The following is a 21666-nucleotide window of genomic DNA, read 5'->3' as shown; positions in this document are numbered from 1 at the left end:
TCGATTCCTGTGTCAGGAGAGGTGCAACGGAATCTCGACAGTGATTTGTACGCCGCCGAGTGATGAATGCTCAGCATACAGGCGTCCATCGTGCGCCTCAATGATATTGGCGCAAATGGACAACCCCAGTCCGGAGCCGCCGCTGGCACGGTTGCGCGAGCTTTCTGCGCGGTAGAAACGCTCGAATATCAGCGCCAGTTGTTCATCGCTGATGCCGGGGGCGCTATCACGCCAGTGAATGACCAGCCGTTGCTGGCGTAATTCGGTTTCCACCTCCAGTTGTCCCGCATCATCAGTATAACGCAAGCTGTTTTCCAGCAGATTATTGAACAATTGGTTCAGTCGGTCCGGGTCGCCAAATACGACAGCTTCGGGATGAAAGCGGGTAGTGAGTTGGATGTTTTTGTGCTGAAAACGTTCCCTGAACGACGCTATCGACACCTGTAGCAGCGCGCTGACATTGACGGCGGTCTTGCGGTAAGCCAGTGCGCCAAGATCGGACAACGACAGTTGATGCAAGTCGTCCACCAGTTTGGTCAGTAACGCGACCTCCGTTTGTAGTGAGCTAAACGCTGCGGTATCGGGTCGGCGCACGCCATCCTGCAAGGCTTCCAGCTCACCACGCAGCACCGCCAGTGGGGTGCGCAACTCGTGGGATATGTCTGCCATGAATGCGCGGCGCGACTGTTCGTTTTTTTCCAGCGCTGAGGCTAACTGATTAAAGTCCTGCGCCAGACGATCCAGTTCATCGCGCCCACTGGCTGTTACGCGTGTGCTAAAATCTCCGCCCGCCAGTTGGTGGATGCCATTAACCAGCCGTTTGACCGGGGCCAGCAGCCCGCGCGACATCATCCAGGTCACCACTGCGGCTAACAGGGTAGTAAAAGCGACAATCAGCCAACTGGTACGCTGTTGCTGGCGGTCGAAGTTGATATCTGCGCTGCGGGTCAGCCCTTCTACCGGCGCAGTCACCAGCCAGCCAACGGTCTGTGTTTTCGCCATCAGCGGTTGCCAGTTGCTGCCGGCTGGCATCGGAATTGGCGGGCCTATCAGGCGGCGGCGGTTCTCGTCCGTGACCCAAAACCGGGTACGCCAGGCTTGCATCGCTTCATCGTTATTCTGTTCCATCTCCCGTAACATGGAGAAAATGCCGTGCTCGTTATTGTGCAGAAAATCCCAGTTGCCGTGTTGCTGATACTGATCTTCCAGCCAACTGCGAATTTGCACCACTCGCTGTTCGTTGCCGTGGCGGATGTAGTCGATAAACCCTTTCTCAAAACTGAGCCGGACACCCAGATGCATGATGACCAGCACCAGCATACAGGTGGAAAAAATCGCCAGAAACAGCCTGGCGGTGATGCCGAATCTCATCATTCACCTCGTGAAGCGCGCGTTAGCGTCGCCTGTTGAATGGTATCGGGCGGCACGTGGTTAAAAATCAGCGCCGGGAACGCCATCACCGCCACCATGCACAGATAGGTGTAGAGGAATACCGTATGGGTTTCCGGCGTGCCACTCACCAGATGCTGATTGGCGAAAATGCCCAGCAACAGACCGGCGATGGTCACCCCCATACTGGTGGATAATTGCATCGACATCGACAGCAGGCTGTTACCGCCACTGGCCAGATCGTCAGGTAAATCCTTGAGCGTCAGAGTATTCATGGTAGAAAAACGGATACCGTTCACCATGCCTACCAGCAGTAGTACTACCGGGGTCATCCAGTGCCAGTTCATCAGCGCCACCAGCGCAAACAGCAGGGTGGCTAACGCCAGCGTCAGGGTGGAGGCAATTAATACGGCACGGTAACCGAATCGGTTGACTATCAACACCACCAGCCGTTTCATCCCCATGTTGCCGAGCACCAGCGGGATCATCATCATACCGGCGTGAAACGGTGTGTACTCTAGGCCGATTTGCAGAAACACCGGCGTCATAAATGGCAGCATCCCACTGCCGATGCGCGCCAGCCAGCCGCCGAACAGCCCAATGGTAAAGCTACGGGTATTGAACAGACGCAGGTTAAACAGTGACTGTTCGTTGTTTCTGGCGTGCAGCCAATACCCCAGCAGCGCCAGCAGGCCGGTCAGCACCAGCGCGCTCAATGCTGGCGGACTTAAACCGAGGCTTTTCTGCCCGTCCAGCGCCAGCGTCAGCGTACCCATGGCGATGACCAGACAGACAAAGCCGCGCAGGTCGAAACGGCGTGGCGGCATGGTGAAGTTGGGCATCAGCCACCAGGTGGCGAGGGCGCCGAGCAGGCCGACCGGAATATTGATCAGAAAGATCCAGTGCCAACTGGCGTACTGCACCAAAAAACCGCCGAGCGTTGGACCCATTAGCGGGCCTATCTGCCCCGGCAGCGTGACGAAGGTCATCGCCGCCATGTACTGCGCGCGTGGCACCAGTTTCATTACCGTCAGGCGGCCAATTGGTACCATCATCGCACCACCGATACCCTGAATCACACGGGACAACAGCAGTTCATTCAGGGTAGTGGCGCGGGCGCACAGCAGTGAACCGAGGCTGAACAGCATGATGGCGGAAAAGAAAATATTCCGCACACCAAACCTATCCGCCAGCCAGCCGCTGGCGGGCAGCAGTATCGCTACCGTCAGCACATAGGAGACAATGACCGCGTGCATTCGCAGCGGGCTTTCATTCAGGCTGATAGCCATAGAGGGCAAAGCCGTGTTGACGATAGTGGTATCCAACGCTTGCATAAAAAAGCCGAAGGCCACAATCCACAGCTGCCAGCGAACGGAAGCGGGCTGATTGCTCATGTGCGGTATGACTCCTTGGAATAGTTTTCCCTTCTAGATGCCGGGGCGAACCCCGGCAAATGTTACAGCTACGGCAATCGCAGCTGTCGCAACGTCAGGCCGACGGTTCGGTATGCGCAGCTGTGCCAGACCGTTTGTGGCGACGCCATTGCAGGCGATCAAAAAACAGGTACACCACCGGCGTGGTGTATAGCGTCAGTAACTGGCTCATCACCAGCCCGCCGGCGATAGTAATACCGAGAGGCTGGCGCAGTTCCGAACCATCGCCGCTGCTCAGCACCAGCGGCAGTGCGCCGAAGAGTGCTGCCATAGTCGTCATCATGATCGGGCGAAAACGCAACATGCAGGCGCGGAAAATGGCCTCGTGCGCCGACAATTTCCCTTCCCGCTGCGCCACCAATGCAAAATCCACCATCATGATGGCGTTTTTCTTCACGATGCCTATCAACAGCAGAATGCCAATCAGCGCAATCAGACTGAACGGCTTGCCAAACAGCTCCAGCGCCAGCAGCGCACCAACCCCGGCGGACGGCAGCGTCGAGAGAATGGTTAACGGGTGGGCGACATTCTCATACAGTATTCCCAGCACGATGTAGACCGTCAGGATCGCCGCAATAATCAACACCACCTGCGAATGCTGAGATTGCTGGAACGCCAGTGCGGTACCGGCAAATTGCCCCCGTACGGTAGGAGGAACACCCAGCGAGGTCATGGTGCGCTCAATAGCCGTCGTCGCATCAGACAGGCTGGCGCCCTCTGGCAGGTTGAAGGAGATCGTGGCGGCGGCTGACAATCCTTGATGGTTGACCGCCAGCGGCGTATTGGCCGGTTGCCAGCGGGCGAAGAACGACAGCGGTATCGGTTTGCCGTCGTTGTTGATAACAAACATCTTATCCAGCGAACTGGGGTCCTGGGTGTAAGCCGAATCGACTTCCATCACCACTTTGTACTGGTTCATTGGTCGATAAATGGTGGAGATCTGCCGCTGGCCGAACGCGTTGTTCAGCAGCGCATTGACGCTGGAGACATTGATGCCGAGACGCGCCATTGCATCACGATCATAGACCATCATCAGTTCGGCGCCTTTGTCCTGCTGGTCGGAACTGACATCCGCCAGTTGCGGCAGCTTACTCAGGGCATCGCGGATTTTTGGCTCCCAGGCTCTTAATACCGCCAGATCATCCGACAGCAGTGAGAACTGATAACCGCCGTTGGCTTCGCGTCCACCGATGCGTACGTCCTGCACTGCCATCAGATACAGGTTGGCACCCGGTTCTTTCGCCAGTTTGGCGCGCAGCCGGGTAATCACTTGCTGGGCGGTGACGTCACGTTGGGAAAGCGGTTTGAGGCTAATGAACATCGCGCCGCTGTTGGTGCGCATACCGCCGGTGAAACCGGTGACGTTATCCACCGCCGGATCGGCGCGTACGATGGTCATGAAGTCCTGTAGTTTGCGCTTCATGGCCTGAAAAGAGATGCTTTGGTCGGCTTGAATGAACCCCAACAACCGCCCGGTATCCTGTTCGGGGAAAAAGGTTTTGGGGATGCTGATATACAGCCAGACGCTCAGGGCGATAGTGCCCAGCAACATCATCATTACCCAGCGCGAGTGGTTCAACACCCATTGCAGGGTGCGGCCATAGCCCTGTTGCAGCCTGAACAGGAGCCGGTTGAAACCACGTGTGCGCGGCTGGCTGCGCGGCGTGTGGGAGCGTAGCAGCCGGGAGCACATCATCGGCGTCAGCGTGATGGAAACCAGCAATGAAATCAGGATCGCTACCGACAGCGTAACTGAGAACTCGCGGAACAGGCGACCTGGCAGGCCGGCCATGAATAGCAGCGGAATAAACACTGCAATGAGCGACAGGCTCATCGATACGACGGTGAAGCCGACTTCCCGCACCCCTTGCAGCGAGGCTTGCAGCGGTTTCATGCCCGCTTCGATGTGGCGAGAAATATTCTCCAGCACTACGATGGCGTCATCCACCACGAAGCCAGTGGCGACGGTCAACGCCATCAGCGACAGATTGTTGAGACTGAAGCCACACAAGTACATGGCGGCAAAGGAGCCAATTAACGACACCGGCACAGCGATAGCCGGGATCAACGTGGCGCGCCCGGAGCGCAGGAACAGGAATACCACCAGAATGACCAGCGACACCGCGATGGTCAGCGAGCGTTCTACGTCGCGCAGCGACGCGCGAATGGTGGGAGAACGATCCTGCGCGATATTCAGCGTAATGGCCGCGGGCAACATGGCCTGCAGCTCTGGCATTGAGGCGCGAATGGCATCCACGGTGGAAATGATGTTGGCGTCTGGTGCCCGGCGGATTAGCACCAGAACTGCGGGTTTGGCGTTGCTCATCCCGGCGTTGAGCACGTTCTGCACTGAGTCTTTTACCGTCGCCACATCGCTCAGCCGCACTGGCGCGCCATTGTTGTAGTGGACGATCAGCGAACGATAGGCATCGGCGTTTTTCAACTCATCGTTAGTTTGAATTTGGTAGTGAGTACCGCCGCTGTCCACGCTACCGAGCGGCTGACGCACGTTGGACTGGGCGATAGACTGGCGTACGGCATCCAACGATACGCCCTGATTGAACAGCGCCTGTGGGTTGAGCGCCACCCGCACCGCCGGTAACGAGCTGCCGCCGATGGTGACGTCGCCGACGCCCTCAATCTGTGAAACCCGCTGGGCAATCTGGGTCGAGGCGTAATCATACAACTGACCGGGACCGTAGGTGTCTGACGTCAGCGTCATGATAACGATGGGGGCATCTGACGGGTTAACCTTACGGTAGTAAGGACGGCTCGGCATGTTACTTGGCAACAGGCTTTGAGCGGCATTGATCGCGGCCTGCACATCACGGGCGGCACCGTTAATGTCTCGTTCCAGCGCAAACTGCAGAATGATGCGGGTATTGCCCAGCGAACTCATTGACGTCATTTCATTGATGCCGGCAATGCGGCCTAACGAGCGCTCCAGCGGCGTCGCTACCGACGACGCCATGGTTTCCGGTGATGCGCCAGGCAAGGTGGCGGTGACCGAAATGACCGGATAGTCCACCTGTGGCAACGGCGACACCGGCAGCAACCGATAGCCGAGCAGGCCGCACAGTGCTATCGCCAGCGCCAGCAACGTAGTGGCGACCGGGCGATGGATAAACAGCGCGAAAAACTTCACTGTGCTTCCCCTTCCTGCAACTGGCGGCGACGCAGGCGATGCGCCAGACGGTCAAACAGCAGGTAAATCACCGGCGTGGTAAACAGCGTCAGCACCTGACTCATCACCAGCCCACCGACCATACAGATACCGAGTGGACGGCGTAGTTCTGCGCCTACGCCGGTACTGAACATCAGGGGAACGGCGCTGAGCAGTGCTGCCATGGTGGTCATCAGGATCGGGCGAAAACGCAGCAGACAGGCTTGATAAATGGCCTGATACGGCGTCATCCCCTGCTCGCGTTCAGCCGCCAGTGCGAAATCGATCATCATGATGGCATTCTTCTTCACGATACCGATCAGCAAAATGATGCCGATAATGGCGATAATGTTCAGATCGCTGCCTGCCATCATCAGCGCCAGCAACGCACCGACCCCGGCAGTCGGCAGGGTGGACAAGATAGTGACCGGGTGGATAAAACTTTCATACAGTACGCCCAGCACGATATACATGGCTATCACTGCGGCCACTACCAACCAGATGGTGCTGGTCAGCGCTGACTGGAATGCCAGCGTGCTGCCCTGGAAGCGGGTAATGATGTCGCTGGGCAACTGCATCTGTTGTTGCGTTTTCTGAATGACTTTTACCGCATCACCCAGTGCGTAACCGGGAGCGACATTGAACGAAATGGTGGTTGAGGGGAATTGGTCGATGTGATTGATCGACAAGGCTCCCTGACGTTCTTCTATCGTGGCGATGCTGCTTAGCGGCACCACGCCGCCACTGCTGTTGATAAGCCGGATATCACTCAATGCCACCAGCCCGTTGCTGCTGTCGTGGTGCTGTTCCAGTACTACCCGGTACTGGTTGGATTGCGTGTAAATAGTGGAGATCAGGCGTTGACCGAAGGCGTTGTAGAGGGCGCTGTCTACCTGCGACATAGTGATGCCGAGACGGCTGGCGTTGTCACGATTGACCTTGAGGTAGGCTATCGCGCCGCCGTCCTGCCAGTCACTGCTGACATCCTGTAACTGCGGCAGTTTCTGCAACTCTGCTATCAGTTTCGGCACCCAGGTGCTGAGTTCATCCAGCGACATGGTTTGCAGGGTAAACTGATACTGGGTGCGGCTGACCTGCGTATCGATAGTCAGATCCTGCACCGGTTGCAGATAAAGCTGAACGCCGGGCAGGGCGGATGTGCGCTGTTGCAGGCGCTCAATCACGCCTTGAATACGGTCGCTGCGCTCATCCAGCGGCTTCAGGTTGATCTGCAGCCTGCCGCTATTGAGCGACGGATTCGTGCCGTCAACGCCGATAAACGACGTGACGCTTTCCACCGCCGGGTCCTGCATGATAAGCGAGGTGACCTGCTGTTGTTTATCCACCATGCCGGAGAAAGAGATAGTTTGCGACGCCTGTACGGTGCCCTGAATAATGCCGTTGTCCTGTATTGGGAAAAAACCTTTGGGGATAACGATATACAGCAGAACGGTCAGCACCAGCGTGCTCAGCGCGACACCAAGAGTAATCCACGGGTGGCTCAGCACCCGTGTCAGACCGCGGCCATACCAGGCGATCACCGCATCAAAGAAGCGTTCACTGGCACGGGTAAAACGGTTTTGCTGGCTCAGTGAATGGTGGCTGAGCAGGCGGGCGCACATCATGGGGGTTAGCGTCAGTGACACCACCGCTGAGATCAGAATCGACACCGCCAGTGTTACTGCGAACTCACGGAACAGGCGACCGATGATATCGCCCATGAACAGTAATGGGATCAATACTGCGATCAACGAAAAGGTCAGTGAAATGATGGTAAAGCCGATTTCGCCAGCACCTTTCAACGCGGCCTGCAGTGGTTTTTCGCCTTTTTCAATGTAACGGGCGATGTTTTCGATAACGACGATGGCGTCATCGACCACGAAGCCGGTGGCGATGGTCAGTGCCATCAATGTCAGGTTATTGATCGAAAAGCCGAGAAAATACATGGCGGCGAAGGTGCCCACCAGCGACAGCGGCACTGCGATGCTGGGGATCAGCGTCGCTACCGCGTTGCGCAGAAACAGGTAGATCACCATCACGACCAGCGCGATAGCCAGGATCAGTTCAAACTGTACATCGTCCACCGACGCCCGGATGGTCGTGGTGCGGTCGTTGAGCAGAGCGATATCCACAGATTTGGGTAAGCTGGCTCTTAGCGTCGGCAGCAGAGTGCGGATATGGTCAGCTGTGGCAATCACATTGGCTCCCGGCTGACGCTGAATATTGAGGACAATAGCCTGATTCTGATTGGCCCAGGCAGCCAGATGGGTGTTTTCTGCCGCCTGTTCTACCGTAGCGACATCCTGTAGCCGTACCGGGGCGTTATTTTTCCAGGCAATGATCAATTGGCGATAGTCATCAAGCGAGCGCATCTGATCGTTGGCAGATACCGTTACCGAACGCGCCGGGCCGTCAAAACTGCCTTTGGGCGTGTTGACGTTGGCGGCGGTGATAGCGGTGCGCACCGTTTCGCTGCTCAGCCCGTAGGCCGCCAGCGCTCCCGGATTGAGTTTGACCCGTACCGATGGCCGTTGCCCACCAGCCAGACTCACCAATCCAACGCCTTCCACCTGTGAAATTTTCTGTGCGATGCGCGTTTCGATCATATCCTGCACCTGGGTGAGCGGCAGGGCGCTGGACGTGACCGCCAGCGTCATGATCGGTGGGTCCGCCGGGTTGACCTTATTGTAGATAGGCGGGAAAGGCAGATCGGTAGGTAACAGGTTGGTGGCGGCGTTGATCGCCGCTTGCACATCCTGTTCTGCTACATCCAATGAGAGCGATAGTTGGAATTGGAGGGTAATGACTGACGAACCGCCAGAGCTTTGGCTCGACATCTGTTTGAGACCAGACATGCTGCCAAACTGGTGTTCCAGCGGTGCGGTTATCGCTGAGGTCATCACGTCCGGGCTGGCACCGGGGTACAGTGTAACGACCTGAATTGTCGGGTAATCCACCTCTGGCAGTGCTGAAACCGGTAAAGCGCGGTAGCCGACAATTCCGGCCAGCAGAATGGCGATCATCAACAGCGTGGTGGCAATCGGCCGGAGAATAAACAGGCGCGACGGTCCGCCACCGTTGCTCGGTGTGGCGTCCTGTAACGGTGTTGTCTCCTGCATCAGGATTTCTCCGCTTTATGCTGAGGTTTTTCTACGCCAGCGGTAGGCTTGGTCTCTGTCGTCGCAGGTGTCAGCACTTCAACATGCGCACCTTCAGTCAGTCGGTCTATGCCATCTGTGACCACTCGCTCACCCGCGTTAAGCCCGTTTGATACCACGGTTTGTTGACCGTACTGAATACCGGTAGTGACGATGTGTTTACTGACCTGATCTTTATCGTTCAACACCCAGACAAAACGTCCTTCGTTGCCCATCTGGATAGCGGCTGATGGCGCCACCACCACATTTTGCAGGGTATCGACTTTCATCTTGATATTGACGAACTGATTGGGGAACAGCGCGTCGTCGGTATTGTCGAAGCGGGCTTTTAGCCTGATGGTGCCGGTAGTGGCGTCGATTTGGTTATCCATGCTCAGAAGCCGGCCCTGAGAGAGGATGTGCTGACTGGCGCGATCCCAGGCTTCCACCAGCACCGGCTGACCGGATTTCTGTGCTTTTAGCACGGTAGCAATATTGCTTTCCGGCAGCGTGAATATGGCGTCAATCGGGTGGGTTTGCGTCAACACCAGCAGATTATCGGTGCTGGTGACATAGTTGCCGATGTCAATCTGGCGCAGGCCGACGCGGCCACTAAATGGTGCGGTGATGCGGCTGTAATCCAACTGCAATTGCGCGCTGGCGACCGAGCCCTGATCCGATTTCACGGTCGCTTCATATTGACGTACCAGCGATTCCTGGGTGTCCAACTGTTGGCCAGAAACCAGACTGGTTTTGGACAGTTGTTGGTAACGAGCCAGATCCTGGCGAGCATTGGTCAACAAGGCCTGATCTTTGGCCAATTGACCTTGTGCTTGCGTCAGCGCCACCTGAAATGGCCGTGGATCGATTTCTGCCAACAACTCGCCTTCTTTGACCTGCTGTCCTTCCTGGAAATGGATAGCCATCAACTGACCGCTGACCCGGCTGTGCACCGTGACGGTGTTGGCGGCGGTGACCGTACCCAGACCGGACAGGTAATAGGGTACAGAGGATGAGGCAGTGAGTGCGGCCTGCACCGGCGGTGGTGCCGTGGAGCCGCGGCGTCCACCGGCGTTACGGTTTTGTCCCTGACGTGAAGATTGCTGTGTAGTTGTCGCTTCGTTAGCTGATTCTGATTGCGATGTGTGGAAATAACGCCAGGCGAAAAAGGCTGCGGCAATAACGATGGCCAATAACAGAAAACGAAATAAGCGTGCGGCGTTCATAATTATGGAAGGAACCTCCAATCAGCACAGGCCAAGATAAGCCCATGAAACACTGAATATTATGATACTAGTTTAAACAGTAACCCAAGGGTAAAAAATGGAGGAAATATGGAAGATGCGTCAGGGTTTGTAGAAAAAGAATCCCCGGCGTGATAAACGCCGGGGATCGGGTGCCATGTGTGTCAGCGAGGTGTCGTTATCAAGACAACGGGATTACAACACCAGTCCGGCAACGGCAGCGGATAACAGGCTGACCAGCGTAGAACCGTATACCAGTTTCAGACCAAAGCGAGAAACGGTATTGCCCTGTGCCTCGTTCAGCCCTTTGATTGCACCGGCTACGATACCAATCGACGAGAAGTTGGCGAAAGATACCAGGAATACCGACAGGATGCCCACGCTGCGTGGCGACAACTGACCAGCCACTTTCTGCATTTCTATCATGGCGACGAATTCGTTAGACACCAGCTTGGTAGCCATAATACTGCCCACCTGCAGTGCTTCGGCTTTGGGGATACCCATCACCCAGGCGAACGGATAGAACACGTAACCCAGGATTTCCTGGAAGCTCAGGCCGAACACGGCGCTAAACAGCGCGTTAATGCTGGCGATTAGCGCGATGAAACCGATCAACATTGCAGCAACGATAACCGCAACCTTGAAACCGGCCAGAATATATTCGCCCAACATTTCAAAGAAGCTCTGACCTTCATGCAGGTTGCTCAGGTGCAGTTCTTTCTCTTCGCTGGTGTCGTACGGGTTAATGAGCGACAACACGATGAAAGTGCTGAACATGTTGAGCACCAGCGCCGCCACGACGTATTTGGCGTCCAGCATTGACATGTAGGCACCGACAATCGACATCGATACGGTGGACATGGCCGTAGCGGCCATGGTGTACATGCGTTTTTCTGACATCTGTCCGAGAATGTCTTTATAGGCGATAAAGTTTTCAGACTGGCCAAGAATCAGCGAACTGACGGCGTTAAAAGACTCCAGCTTACCCATACCATTAACTTTGGACAGGATGGTGCCGATCAAACGGATGATAAACGGCAGGACTTTTATGTGCTGCAAGATACCAATTAGCGCGGAGATGAAGACAATCGGGCACAGCACTTTCAGGAAGAACACAAAGCTATTATTGCCGATGTTGCCAAAGACGAAGGTCGTACCTTCGCCTGCGAAGCCAAGCAGTTTGTCAAACAGACTGGCAAAGCCTGTTACGAAACCCAAGCCTGCACTGGAATAGAGAAAGAAATAGGCAAGCAGAATTTCAATGACTAAAAGCTGAACAATATATCTGACGCGAATGCTCTTGCGATCACGGCACACCAACAGTGACAGGCCGGCGACAACAATCAGTGCCAGGATAAATTGCAGAATATTGGACATATTTGCTCCAAATTATAATAGGGGCCGATTTTGGGTCGTCATTTTATGTAACGGCTGCGGCTAAAATGCGACCTAAGACGCAAAAGCGGAATTATATCGCGGAAATTAACCTAAACTGAAGTGTGGGTCTCATAGCATTCACTTCTATCTGGGTGATCTATGAATGATTTCATCACATCTGACAGAAAAATGTTGTGATGACAATTCCCTGCTGGCCGTTTCGCCAGGCTGGGAAAACCTAACCACAAGGAGATGACAATGCCTGCGTCTGGCGTATTACGTGAACTGGGACATTCGGGAATTCGGGTACCGTTACTGACTTTTGGCGGCAACGTATTTGGCTGGACTATTAATGCGCCAACGTCGTTTCGGGTGCTGGATGCCTTGCTTGATCAGGGACTCAACTTTATTGATACCGCAGATGTCTATTCGATCTGGTCGCCTGGCAATCAAGGTGGTGAGTCGGAAAACATTATTGGCAACTGGCTAAAACAGCGTGGAAATCGTGATCGGGTAATGATTGCTACCAAAGTGGGCAAGAATATGGGCGGTGACCGGCATGGGCTGTCGGCTGCTTATATTCGTCGGGCCGTGGAGGATTCGCTGCGCCGTTTGCAGACTGATTATATCGATCTGTATCAATCCCATGATGATGATAAAAATACCCCGCTGGAAGAGACACTATTCGCCTTCGATGCGCTGATTCGGGAAGGGAAGGTGCGCGCTATCGGTGCATCCAACTATGAAGGTGAACGTCTGGCGCAGGCATTACAGGTCAGTCAGGATAACCATCTGGCGCGTTACGAAACCTTGCAACCGGAATACAATCTGTATGATCGCCAGCACTATGAAACCACGCTGGAACCGGTGGTAAAGGCTAACGGTCTGGGGGTGATTGGGTATTATTCGCTGGCGAGTGGTTTTTTATCCGGTAAATACCGTTCGGCTGCCGATGCTGCGAAAAGCGCGCGTGGTCCAGGTGTGGTGGAACGTTATCTCAATCCGCGTGGTCTGGCTATTTTGAACGTGTTGGATCAGCTAGCCGAAGCGCACGCGGCCACTCCTGGTCAGGTAGCCTTGGCATGGCTGATTGCCCGGCCTGGAGTAACGTCGCCGATAGTCAGCGCCACCTCAGTCGAACAGGTAGCGGAGCTGGCTAACGCCACCCGGTTGGCATTAATGCCTCATGAGATTGAACAATTGAATGTCGCCAGTGCCTGAATGCCGGGCGTCGTTCTCGTGACGTTATTCTCATGACGGGGGAGCTTCGGTATCAGGCCGGATTGCCTCCCGGTTTTCTACTCTGTCGTTTGCATTATTTAGGATATGAAATTATTTAGGGTGTAGAGTTATTTTTCAGATGACAAGAGGCATGGAGTGGTCTGCTTTAATGATGTGATAAATTATTCCGCTCAGAATAGGACTATGGTCAGGATGGTATAAAAAATAACAAGTCAGGAGAGTGACTAATATTATTTCCCACGGTTTTAGGTTTTCTGCAACAGAATAAAAAAACAGCCTCTGCAAAAACAGAGGCTGTTTTTTTGATTGGAATCAGCGGTAATTATATCCATAGAACTACTTATCTATAGGACTACCGCCTCTTCCATCGACGTATGCCTGATAGCGATTAAGCCTGAGGCTGAGTCACGACGTCTTTGATGCCTTTCACTTCGATCTCTACGCGACGATCCGGTGCCAGACATTCGATCAGCGCTGCACGTGCTTTCACGTTAGCACAGTTGGAACCAGTAACCGGATTGGCTTTACCCATACCACGAGCAGAGATCTTGTTAGACGGGATACCTTTGTGTACCAGGTAGTCAACAACAGTCTGTGCACGTTTGGCGGACAGAGTCTGGTTGTACTGGTCGGAACCCAGGCGGTCAGTGAAGCCCAGAACAACGACAGAACCATCTTTCGGGTCCAGAGAACTCAGCTGAGAATACAGCTGGTCCAGAGAACGCTGACCTTCCGGTTTCAGAGTTGCTTTGTTGAAGTTGAACAGTACGTCAGACTTCAGCGTGAAGCGTTTGGTCTGAACAACCGGAGCTGGGGCCGGAGCCGGAGCTGGAGCCGGTGCAACAACCGGAGCCGGGGCAGCAGTTTCCTGACCGAAACGGTAAGAAACGCCCACGCTCAGCAGACCGTTATCCGGACGACCGCCAACAGTGGCAGCATCGCCAATGTTGTTCACCCACTGGTAGTCCAGACGGGTTGCCCAGTTTTTGGTGATAGCGTATTCAACACCCACTGCTGCCAGCGGAGACACGCCAGTGTCGTTATTGCTACGACCAGTGGCGTCACGGCTGTCAGCACGCCATACAAAACCACCCAGACGCGTGTAGACGTCCAGATCGTCAATGATCGGGTAGCTCAGTTTAGTTGCCAACTGAACGCCCTGCGCTTTGAAGCTGCCATTGTTGCTGCCGCTATACTTCATTCGGCCCAGCCAGTCATAGCCCATTTCAAAACCCAGGTACGGGTTAACCTGATAACCACCGAATGCACCAGCACCCAGTTGGTTTTTCTGGGCATCGGTTGAATTGTAACCATTGCCGGTCAGGCCAGTATCATGGTACTGGGACCAGCCCAGCTTACCACCAGCGTACCAGGTGTTATCGTTCGGTGCGGCTTGTGCTACGGTAGCAAAGCCAGCCAGTGCCACTGCAATTGCGATAGCTGTTTTTTTCATTTTACGCCTCATTATCATCCAAATCGGCAATTAACTCTGAAAGCTAATCAGCCTTTGGTTAAAATCCTTTCTCGGAGATACTGCCCTTGGTCTAATTACGTGCTGCCAGTGAACTGGCATTATGAAGGGCAACTCCAGCGAGCTAAAGTCTACAACGTGGTGAGAAAGTTACAAGCATGATGTGACTGCTGCCATAAAAAAACCAGCCATTCATACATAATTATTAACAAATAATGGGCGATTTTATCAGATTGCCCGAATATCTTTTAATTTTAATATACTGCAATAACTTGCTGGGCACGGTATTTCCGTGGGCTGCGGAGAATTTGCGATGCTTTTATAAGAAAAATCCTAATATTCATTTAATGATACAATCTTGGATGAATTTTTAGTGTAGAAAATGGTCCTGTGATCGATTTTTCCTCTGGACGCATAAGAAATCCATAGGTGTTTCCTTGCTGTGCCGCTCTTTGCAAGCGCATTTTTTGTACATTCTCCAGATCACCCGGCAACCAGCATAATACGACGCTGTAATTACCCGTCATTAACGCTTTCTCCATTACATCAGCGGTAGATACTGGGTTGATGCGATGTAATTCAATCATTTTTTCTAATGGTAATCCTGCTTGTTGTAACCACAGGCGGCTGAGCTTCTGCTGTGGTGAAAGCCAGAGTAGCCAGCGTGATTGCGTACCTAGTTGTTGCAACAACGGGAGTAGCAACGGTGTCAGCATGGGATGGTCGTCACCATAGACGATTTCACTGATAAACCCGCTGGAGGCCGTCTTTGACATTGTGCCATGACTTAGGTCTGACCTATGGCCGATATGACGAGAACGAACAGTTTGAGTACGCATAGTTTCTTTAATCTCACTGTCACACTGTATGTGTGTACAGTATATTTTGTGTGGGCAAAGATCAATCAGAATTTCTGAAAGCGCTTCGCATAATCATCAGGCTATTGCCCACATGACATTTTTTGTATTTGAAGACACTGTTTCGCTGTGTTTAATTAATTGTTCCTGCTACGGATGTCTCTGGTAAACAAGAGAAAACACTCAATACAAGGAATAAGTAATGAAAAAACTATGCGAAAAAAGGATTTTACAGGCGAAAGCGTTATTTGCGCCGCTGGGGCATATTTTCTCCCGCTCACAATTTGGCGGTTACAGCATTGCGGCGGATGGTGTGATTTTCGCGCTTGTATCCAGCGGGGAACTCTATCTGCGTGCTGCGCCTCGTAACGAGGGTTTTTTCCTCGAACAACAGGCACCTAAACTGATTTATACCAAACGTGGTTTGCCGGTGCCGCTTAATTATTATCTGGTCAGTGAGGAGCTCTGGCGAGATGAGTCGGCTTTGCTGGAGCTGGCATCGCTGTCGCTGCAGGGCGCTTGTCAGGACAAAGCAGCCAGAAAACGTTGCATCAGGCTGAAAGATTTACCGAATATCAATCACGATCTGGAACGTTTACTCTGGAAGGTAGGGATTAAGAATATCGATGAATTACATCGACTTGGGGCGAAAATCAGCTATCTTAAACTGCGTTCTGTCAGCCAAAATCTGAGCGTTAATGTGCTGCTGGCGTTGGCAGGCGCTATTTGCGGCGTCCATCAAGCTGCGCTGCCGCAAGGAATGCGCAGTGAGTTGATTGAATGGTTTGAGAATACCAGTCCGCGAGCTTTCAGACCGCCCCGAATCAATTAGTGCTCTGAGGTCTGTTGTCGATTCCGATGCATCGTTTCCTGTGAGCGATTTTCTTCAGCAATCATTTGGTTTTTCAGTTGCGTCAGTTCCGGCAGCAGGCCGATGATTAAGTTAACCTGCTGTAATACCAGTTGTTCCCGACTATCCTGTTCCGGATACTGGGTATGGATACGGTTTTTCAGTGCTTCCAGCTCTCTGTCCAGCGCCAGCGTTGCCTGATCGCTGTTGTCTTGATGAAGTGCGTCATCGACATAACAAACGCCATCACTGAGTAATTGCAGGGTCTCGGCCGACTGAATATGCTCACGATGTGCTCCCAGCGTGGAAATATATCCCAGCAGTGTGTGGTTAAGGCACATCAATCTGAAGGCGTTTTCCAGTGTGTTGGGCCGGGCATGGGGTTCAGCTGACATGTTGGAAACCACCGAAGCCAGTTCTGCATCGCTGTTGTGAGCATCGCGGCGGGCGATACGATAAGGCAGTCCATTATCTTTGCCATGACGATACTGAATCATGATGGCGTCGAGATAACGACAATTTGTATTCATAGCCTTATTAATTACCGCAGGCAGTCCGCGGAATTTCCAGTCTGGCCAGATAAAACTGACCGCCGCCCAGGCAATGCCGCAACCCAGCAACGTATCGACCACTCTTGGAATGGCGACCTCAAACCCTTCGCCCAATAAATTAAAACACATCAGTACCAGCAGGGTGATAAACAGTGTGGCTTGTGCGTATTGCACAGTGCGAAAGGCAAAAAACAGTACGCCGCTGATAACAATCAGGGTTAGTTGCCCTTCCAGTGATGGCACGATATACAGCAGCGGTACGCCGATGAGTACCCCGCCCAGCGTTCCGACAATGCGCAATGCTAAGCGGCGGCGGGTGGCGTTGTAGTTTGGCTGGCAGACAAAAAGACTGGTCAGCAGAATCCAGTAGCCATGGTGTAAGCCGGTCAACTGAATAATTGCGTAACCGATACACAGTACCAGTGACATACGCACTGCATGGCGAAACAGCGATGACTGTGGAGTAAGGTGACGGCTAATACGTAACCGGATGTCGCTCCAGCCGGTAATTTTATCGTCAGATAGCCGGCTTTCTGCCGGAAGGCGATGATTGTGGCGTTCAAGCGTCTGCTCGGATTGGATATTGATTAACTGAGCGTCAATCGCCCGTAAGTTATTGAGTAAATAGCGCAACGCCTTGATGTATAACGTTTCTACCCCTTGAGCTGCCAGCCGGTCGATAGCGGCGTCTAAATGGGAGAAGGCCCGCTCAATGCGGTAATCATGCTGGTATTTTTGCTGTAGTAAAATGGACTGTGATACCAGTTGGCAGGCGCGAGACAGCATGAATAGCAAACGCTGAAATCGAAAAGGTACATCACTGTAGCGCAGCATATGTCGCAATTGTTCATACTGGATGTGTACCGAACTGGCATGTTCGTGAATATCCTGCGCGACAAAATAATAGTGCAGCGTGCGCCGGGTGCCACGCTGGCCCCGATCACCACGTAGCCGAGTCAGTAACGATGCCTTGGCCTGATTGAGTGTATTCACCAACTGGCCGTTGGCCATCGCCACATCGATCAACGGTTGATCGTTGTCATCGATATCAGGGTCGAACAGGTTGGATTTGGTTTCCAGATAGTGTGCCAGTTGCTGATAGCACCGGGCCAGATTGTCCTGCAATGGACGAATGGGAAATAACAGGTGACCAAGCAGGGTCAATAGGTTGTACCACAGTGCCCCTAATAACAGTAGAAACGGCTGTTGGTACCAATCGCTGTAAAGCGAAATGCCCAGCATGGTATAAATGGCTATCAGCAATGCGCCGAAAGCGATAGTCGCGTAGCGCTTCCCCAGCGAACCCAGCAGAATAAAGCTCCAGGTTGAGAGCGCCAGTCCGATGGCAAATAACCACGGGTGTGGATAAAGCAGTTCGATCGACACCGAGGCGACCAGAAAGCAGGCAAGGGTAATCAGCAGGTTAAACAGGCGTCCAGACAACCGGTCATCAAGATCGGTCAGCGCTGCCGCGACCACACCCAGTGTTAAAGGGATGGTGCTGGTGGAGACATCTAACCACCAGGGGACAAGCGCCGCACCACTGAGTGCGATCAGTATCCGCAGGTTATACAGCCAGCTACTATTATAGATAACCCGCCGCAGGTTGGTTGTGACGCTCTGTTGCACGATGATAATCCGTCCTGGTTACTGATAACGCCGATGGGCGTTGGCTTCTCTGGCAGCCTGCGCCTCTTCCACTGATACCACGCGCCGGCCTACCGGCCACAGGGCTATGGCGGCAATTTTGAAGTTCGCTATCCCAACCGGGATGCCGATGATAGTCAGGCATTGGGCGATACCGCTGGCAATATGCGACAGACACAGCCACCAACCGAAAAAGATCAACCAGAACACATTGAGCAGTGTACCGCTGGCATTGAGCAGCGTACTTTTTTGCTCTGGCCGTAGCTCATCAACGTGAATAGCTTCATTACCATATGGCAACAGCGAGAGCTTGGTAATTTCCCAGCATGAACGTGTCAGCGGCAGGGTAAACACCAGAACAAGGCTGACGACAGTAGCCAGCAACCAGGCGAGCGTCGTAAAAAAACCGCCCAGCACGAAATTCAGGATATTGAGTACGGCTCGCATGATATGACTACCCTCGGTCAAACCCTATGACTGGAAACGAATTATCACATTATTAGCCGGGTTATTCTAACGCGTTTTTCTGGCTAGAGCGCGAGGTCGGATAACGGTTACACTACAACTTTACACATTTCTTTTGAGCATGGCGCAGGACTCATGGAACTGAAATCTACCGCGTTGGGTAAGCATCTGGCACAGCACCCCTACAATCGCGTGCAATTGCTGAATGCCGGCGTCAATGTCAGCGGTGATCGGCATGAATATCTCATTCCATTTAATCAGTTGCTGGCGATTCGCTGTAAGAAAGGGTTGATTTGGGGCGAACTGGAGTTCGAACTGCCGGAAGATAAGGTCGTGCGCCTGCACGGTACTGAGTGGCAGGAAACCCAGCAGTTTTTTCGCCATCTGTTCAAGTCCTGGCAAAGCTGGAGCCAGGAGATGAGCGAGGTCTGCAAAGAGGTATTGCAGCGACTGGTCGATGAGATTGCACATCAGGAAGCGGCAGATGGTTGGTTCAGCCGTCAGATGCTGGTACGCGTCCAGCAGGATATTCGTTCAGGGTTTGCCGCACTGCCGTTGCCGCTGGTCCGTCTGGATGAGTTTGAGTCCTGCAGTGACAACTATCAGCGTTGTCTGCGCTGGCTGGAGCAAGGGGAGATGTTGCGCCAGCAAGCCAACCAGCGCTGGGCAGAAAATGTCCTGATCGAACAACGTGCATTTTTCGATACGGTGGAAAGTTCGCCGTTGAATCTTAGCCAGTGTCGTGCGGTAGTGAATGGCGAGAATGCCGTATTGGTGTTGGCTGGTGCGGGCAGTGGCAAAACGTCGGTGTTGGTGGCGCGTGCTGCCTGGTTGCTGCATCGCACTGAGGCGTCTTCACAGCAGATTCTGTTGCTGGCGTTTGGTAGACAGGCCGCGGATGAAATGAACAGCCGCATCCGTGAGCGGCTGCCTGCCGACGATGTTCAAGCCATGACTTTTCATGCGCTGGCGCTGCATATCATTCAGCAGTGCAGCCGTAAAGCTCCGGTGATCAGTCAACTGGAAACCGACGGTGTACACCGGCGCGCATTTCTGATTCAGCACTGGCAGCAGCAATGTGACGAAAAGAAAACCCAGGCGAAAGGGTGGCGGCAATGGTTGACTGAAGAACTGGAGTGGACATTGCCTGAAGGGAATTTCTGGCAGGATGCGGCTATTGCGTCGAGACTGGCTGGTCGCCTGGAGCGGTGGTTAGGCCTGATGCGGATGCACGGTGGCACCCAAAGTGAGATGTTGGCACTGGCTGATGACGAAACGCGCCCTCTGTTTCAGCAACGGTTGCGCTTAATGGCGCCGTTACTGAAAGTCTGGAAAAAAGCGCTAAAAGATGAAGGTGCTGTAGATTTTTCCGGTTTGATCCATCAGGCAATCAACTATCTTGATAAAGGGCGTTTTGTCAGTCCGTGGCGACATATTTTGGTGGATGAATTTCAGGATATTTCTCCCCAGCGCGCCCGATTGCTGGAGGCGTTGCGTCGGCAATCACCCGATAGCAGCCTGTTTGCAGTGGGGGATGACTGGCAGGCGATTTACCGTTTTAGCGGCGCGGAACTGACGCTTACCACAGCATTTGAACAGCATTTTGGTGACGGGGCGCAGTGTGTATTAGATACCACTTATCGCTTTAACCACCGTATTGGAGATATCGCCAACCGTTTTATTCAGCAAAACCCGGCCCAGTTGAAAAAAACTCTCAACAGCTTGCGAGATGGCGATAAGAAATCAGTCGTGTTGCTGCCGCAAGAACAGTTGGATGCCTTGCTGGATAAGATGAGTGGCTATGTGACGCCAGAGGCACGTATTCTGGTGCTGGCGCGCTATCACCATTTACGCCCTGATGTGTTGGATAAGGCGCAGACTCGCTGGCCGCATTTGCACCTCGATTTCATGACGATTCATGCCAGCAAGGGACAGCAGGCGGACTATGTGATTGTGCTGGGGCTGCATGAAGGGCGTGATGGTTTTCCAGCACCACCACGCGAGTCGGTGCTGGAAGCGGTATTGTTGCCACGACCGGAACCCTTTCCAGACGCAGAAGAACGCCGTTTGTTATATGTGGCATTGACCAGAGCGAAACATCAGGTGTGGTTGCTGTACGATCACGATGAACCCTCGGTGTTTGTGGATGATCTGCATCAGTTAGGGGTGCCGATACAGCGCAAACCGGGTTAACGTTATTTGTTTAAATTCTTGAGAAAAAACTGGCCGGTTAGCGGCCAGTTTTAGCAGGGAAACGGTGGTTATTTCAGACGGCCCTGAAGGTAACGCTGATAATCCGGAATGGTGACGGAAACCGGCTGACGGAACAGCGCGGAATTAATCAGGAAGTCTGCTGTGGAGCGGTTGGTGGCGACTGGGATATTCCACACTGTCGCCAGACGTAACAACGCTTTGACGTCAGGGTCATGCGGCACGGCATTGAGCGGGTCCCAGAAAAAAATCAGCATGTCGATTTTCCCTTCGGAGATCAGGGCGCCCACCTGTTGATCGCCGCCCATCGGCCCACTCAGCATACTCCTGACAGGCAGGCCGGTATGCAGTTGAATCAGGTTGCCTGTCGTGCCGGTCGCATACAAATGGTGTTCCGCCAGTTGAGTCTTGTTGGCGCTAACCCATTCCAGCAGCGATTCTTTACAGTGATCGTGCGCAACCAGTGCAATGTGCTTGTGCATCTCGATTGTGCGGGTGGTGTACTCCATAGCGACATCCTTAGAACAGTATAGTTTTTACAGATTACGGAAACAGGGTTTCAGTGGAAAGCAGCAGACTGAAAAAATGCGAGCATCTTTCCAAAAGCAGTGTTTTTTGTCTGTAAAATC

At 53.4% G+C, this 21666-nt stretch carries 14 protein-coding genes; 3 read left to right on the top strand and 11 right to left on the bottom strand.

What is annotated here, in order from left to right:
• Positions 1-12: 12 nt before the first annotated feature.
• The 6 genes from baeS to Dpoa2040_RS02890 all read right to left on the bottom strand — a co-directional run bounded on the left by baeS (position 13) and on the right by Dpoa2040_RS02890 (position 11743).
• The gene (gene baeS / locus Dpoa2040_RS02915) at positions 13-1371 is read right to left on the bottom strand and encodes a two-component system sensor histidine kinase BaeS (protein WP_042872059.1); all 1359 of its coding nucleotides are present in this window, start codon (positions 1369-1371) and stop codon (positions 13-15) included.
• On the bottom strand, positions 1371-2783 hold the full coding sequence (gene mdtD, locus Dpoa2040_RS02910) for a multidrug transporter subunit MdtD (RefSeq protein ID WP_168640232.1): 1413 nt from the start codon (positions 2781-2783) through the stop codon (positions 1371-1373). Before mdtD ends, baeS begins: the two co-directional genes overlap by 1 nt.
• A 94-nt stretch (positions 2784-2877) precedes the next feature.
• Positions 2878-5967 (bottom strand): multidrug efflux RND transporter permease subunit MdtC, encoded by a 3090-nt coding sequence (gene mdtC, locus Dpoa2040_RS02905; protein WP_168640231.1) that lies wholly within the window; start codon positions 5965-5967, stop codon positions 2878-2880.
• On the bottom strand, positions 5964-9104 hold the full coding sequence (locus Dpoa2040_RS02900) for an MdtB/MuxB family multidrug efflux RND transporter permease subunit (RefSeq protein WP_168640230.1): 3141 nt from the start codon (positions 9102-9104) through the stop codon (positions 5964-5966). Before Dpoa2040_RS02900 ends, mdtC begins: the two co-directional genes overlap by 4 nt.
• Positions 9104-10348, bottom strand: coding sequence for an MdtA/MuxA family multidrug efflux RND transporter periplasmic adaptor subunit (locus Dpoa2040_RS02895; RefSeq protein ID WP_168640229.1), 1245 nt, complete (start codon positions 10346-10348; stop codon positions 9104-9106). Before Dpoa2040_RS02895 ends, Dpoa2040_RS02900 begins: the two co-directional genes overlap by 1 nt.
• A 213-nt stretch (positions 10349-10561) precedes the next feature.
• On the bottom strand, positions 10562-11743 hold the full coding sequence (locus tag Dpoa2040_RS02890) for a NupC/NupG family nucleoside CNT transporter (protein WP_042872047.1): 1182 nt from the start codon (positions 11741-11743) through the stop codon (positions 10562-10564).
• A 258-nt stretch (positions 11744-12001) separates the two neighbouring features.
• On the opposite strand from Dpoa2040_RS02890, the gene Dpoa2040_RS02885 reads away from it, so the two are divergent.
• A complete protein-coding gene (locus tag Dpoa2040_RS02885) occupies positions 12002-12964 on the top strand; it encodes an aldo/keto reductase (protein ID WP_042872045.1) in 963 nt (320 codons plus the stop codon).
• A 409-nt stretch (positions 12965-13373) separates the two neighbouring features.
• On the opposite strand, the gene ompA is transcribed toward Dpoa2040_RS02885, so the two are convergent.
• Together ompA and sulA are read right to left on the bottom strand one after the other, a co-directional pair.
• Positions 13374-14438, bottom strand: coding sequence for a porin OmpA (ompA, locus tag Dpoa2040_RS02880; RefSeq protein ID WP_168640228.1), 1065 nt, complete (start codon positions 14436-14438; stop codon positions 13374-13376).
• Positions 14439-14800: 362 nt separating this feature from the next.
• Positions 14801-15295 (bottom strand): SOS-induced cell division inhibitor SulA, encoded by a 495-nt coding sequence (sulA, locus tag Dpoa2040_RS02875; RefSeq protein WP_168640227.1) that lies wholly within the window; start codon positions 15293-15295, stop codon positions 14801-14803.
• 220 nt (positions 15296-15515) lie between these two features.
• Here sulA and Dpoa2040_RS02870 point away from each other — a divergent pair, with 220 nt between their 5' ends.
• A complete protein-coding gene (locus Dpoa2040_RS02870; protein ID WP_168640226.1) occupies positions 15516-16145 on the top strand; it encodes a TfoX/Sxy family DNA transformation protein in 630 nt (209 codons plus the stop codon).
• On the opposite strand, the gene yccS is transcribed toward Dpoa2040_RS02870, so the two are convergent.
• On the bottom strand, positions 16142-18343 hold the full coding sequence (gene yccS / locus Dpoa2040_RS02865; protein ID WP_042872034.1) for a YccS family putative transporter: 2202 nt from the start codon (positions 18341-18343) through the stop codon (positions 16142-16144). The two genes, Dpoa2040_RS02870 and yccS, sit on opposite strands and share 4 nt — an antisense overlap.
• Before the next feature lie 18 nt (positions 18344-18361).
• Positions 18362-18808 (bottom strand): YccF domain-containing protein, encoded by a 447-nt coding sequence (locus Dpoa2040_RS02860; protein ID WP_042872033.1) that lies wholly within the window; start codon positions 18806-18808, stop codon positions 18362-18364.
• Between the two features lie 153 nt (positions 18809-18961).
• On the opposite strand from Dpoa2040_RS02860, the gene helD reads away from it, so the two are divergent.
• On the top strand, positions 18962-21019 hold the full coding sequence (gene helD, locus Dpoa2040_RS02855) for a DNA helicase IV (protein WP_168640225.1): 2058 nt from the start codon (positions 18962-18964) through the stop codon (positions 21017-21019).
• A 68-nt stretch (positions 21020-21087) separates the two neighbouring features.
• Here the strand turns inward: helD and Dpoa2040_RS02850 are convergent, their stop codons facing one another.
• The gene (locus Dpoa2040_RS02850; RefSeq protein WP_168640224.1) at positions 21088-21546 is read right to left on the bottom strand and encodes a methylglyoxal synthase; all 459 of its coding nucleotides are present in this window, start codon (positions 21544-21546) and stop codon (positions 21088-21090) included.
• Positions 21547-21666: the final 120 nt, after the last annotated feature.

The sequence above is a fragment of the Dickeya sp. CFBP 2040 genome, assembly GCF_012273755.1.
Lineage (GTDB): Bacteria > Pseudomonadota > Gammaproteobacteria > Enterobacterales > Enterobacteriaceae > Dickeya > Dickeya poaceiphila.
The sequence above is the reverse complement of the archived record's forward strand: the minus strand, read 5'-3'. Positions and strand labels throughout refer to the sequence as shown.

Coding starts and splice junctions, on each gene's coding strand:
- baeS (WP_042872059.1), bottom strand. CDS start 1,371: ATGAGATTCGGCATCACCGCCAGGCTGTTTCTGGCGATTTTTTCCACC.
- mdtD (WP_168640232.1), bottom strand. CDS start 2,783: ATGAGCAATCAGCCCGCTTCCGTTCGCTGGCAGCTGTGGATTGTGGCC.
- Dpoa2040_RS02900 (WP_168640230.1), bottom strand. CDS start 9,104: ATGCAGGAGACAACACCGTTACAGGACGCCACACCGAGCAACGGTGGC.
- Dpoa2040_RS02895 (WP_168640229.1), bottom strand. CDS start 10,348: ATGAACGCCGCACGCTTATTTCGTTTTCTGTTATTGGCCATCGTTATT.
- Dpoa2040_RS02890 (WP_042872047.1), bottom strand. CDS start 11,743: ATGTCCAATATTCTGCAATTTATCCTGGCACTGATTGTTGTCGCCGGC.
- Dpoa2040_RS02885 (WP_042872045.1), top strand. CDS start 12,002: ATGCCTGCGTCTGGCGTATTACGTGAACTGGGACATTCGGGAATTCGG.
- ompA (WP_168640228.1), bottom strand. CDS start 14,438: ATGAAAAAAACAGCTATCGCAATTGCAGTGGCACTGGCTGGCTTTGCT.
- sulA (WP_168640227.1), bottom strand. CDS start 15,295: ATGCGTACTCAAACTGTTCGTTCTCGTCATATCGGCCATAGGTCAGAC.
- Dpoa2040_RS02870 (WP_168640226.1), top strand. CDS start 15,516: ATGAAAAAACTATGCGAAAAAAGGATTTTACAGGCGAAAGCGTTATTT.
- Dpoa2040_RS02860 (WP_042872033.1), bottom strand. CDS start 18,808: ATGCGAGCCGTACTCAATATCCTGAATTTCGTGCTGGGCGGTTTTTTT.
- helD (WP_168640225.1), top strand. CDS start 18,962: ATGGAACTGAAATCTACCGCGTTGGGTAAGCATCTGGCACAGCACCCC.
- Dpoa2040_RS02850 (WP_168640224.1), bottom strand. CDS start 21,546: ATGGAGTACACCACCCGCACAATCGAGATGCACAAGCACATTGCACTG.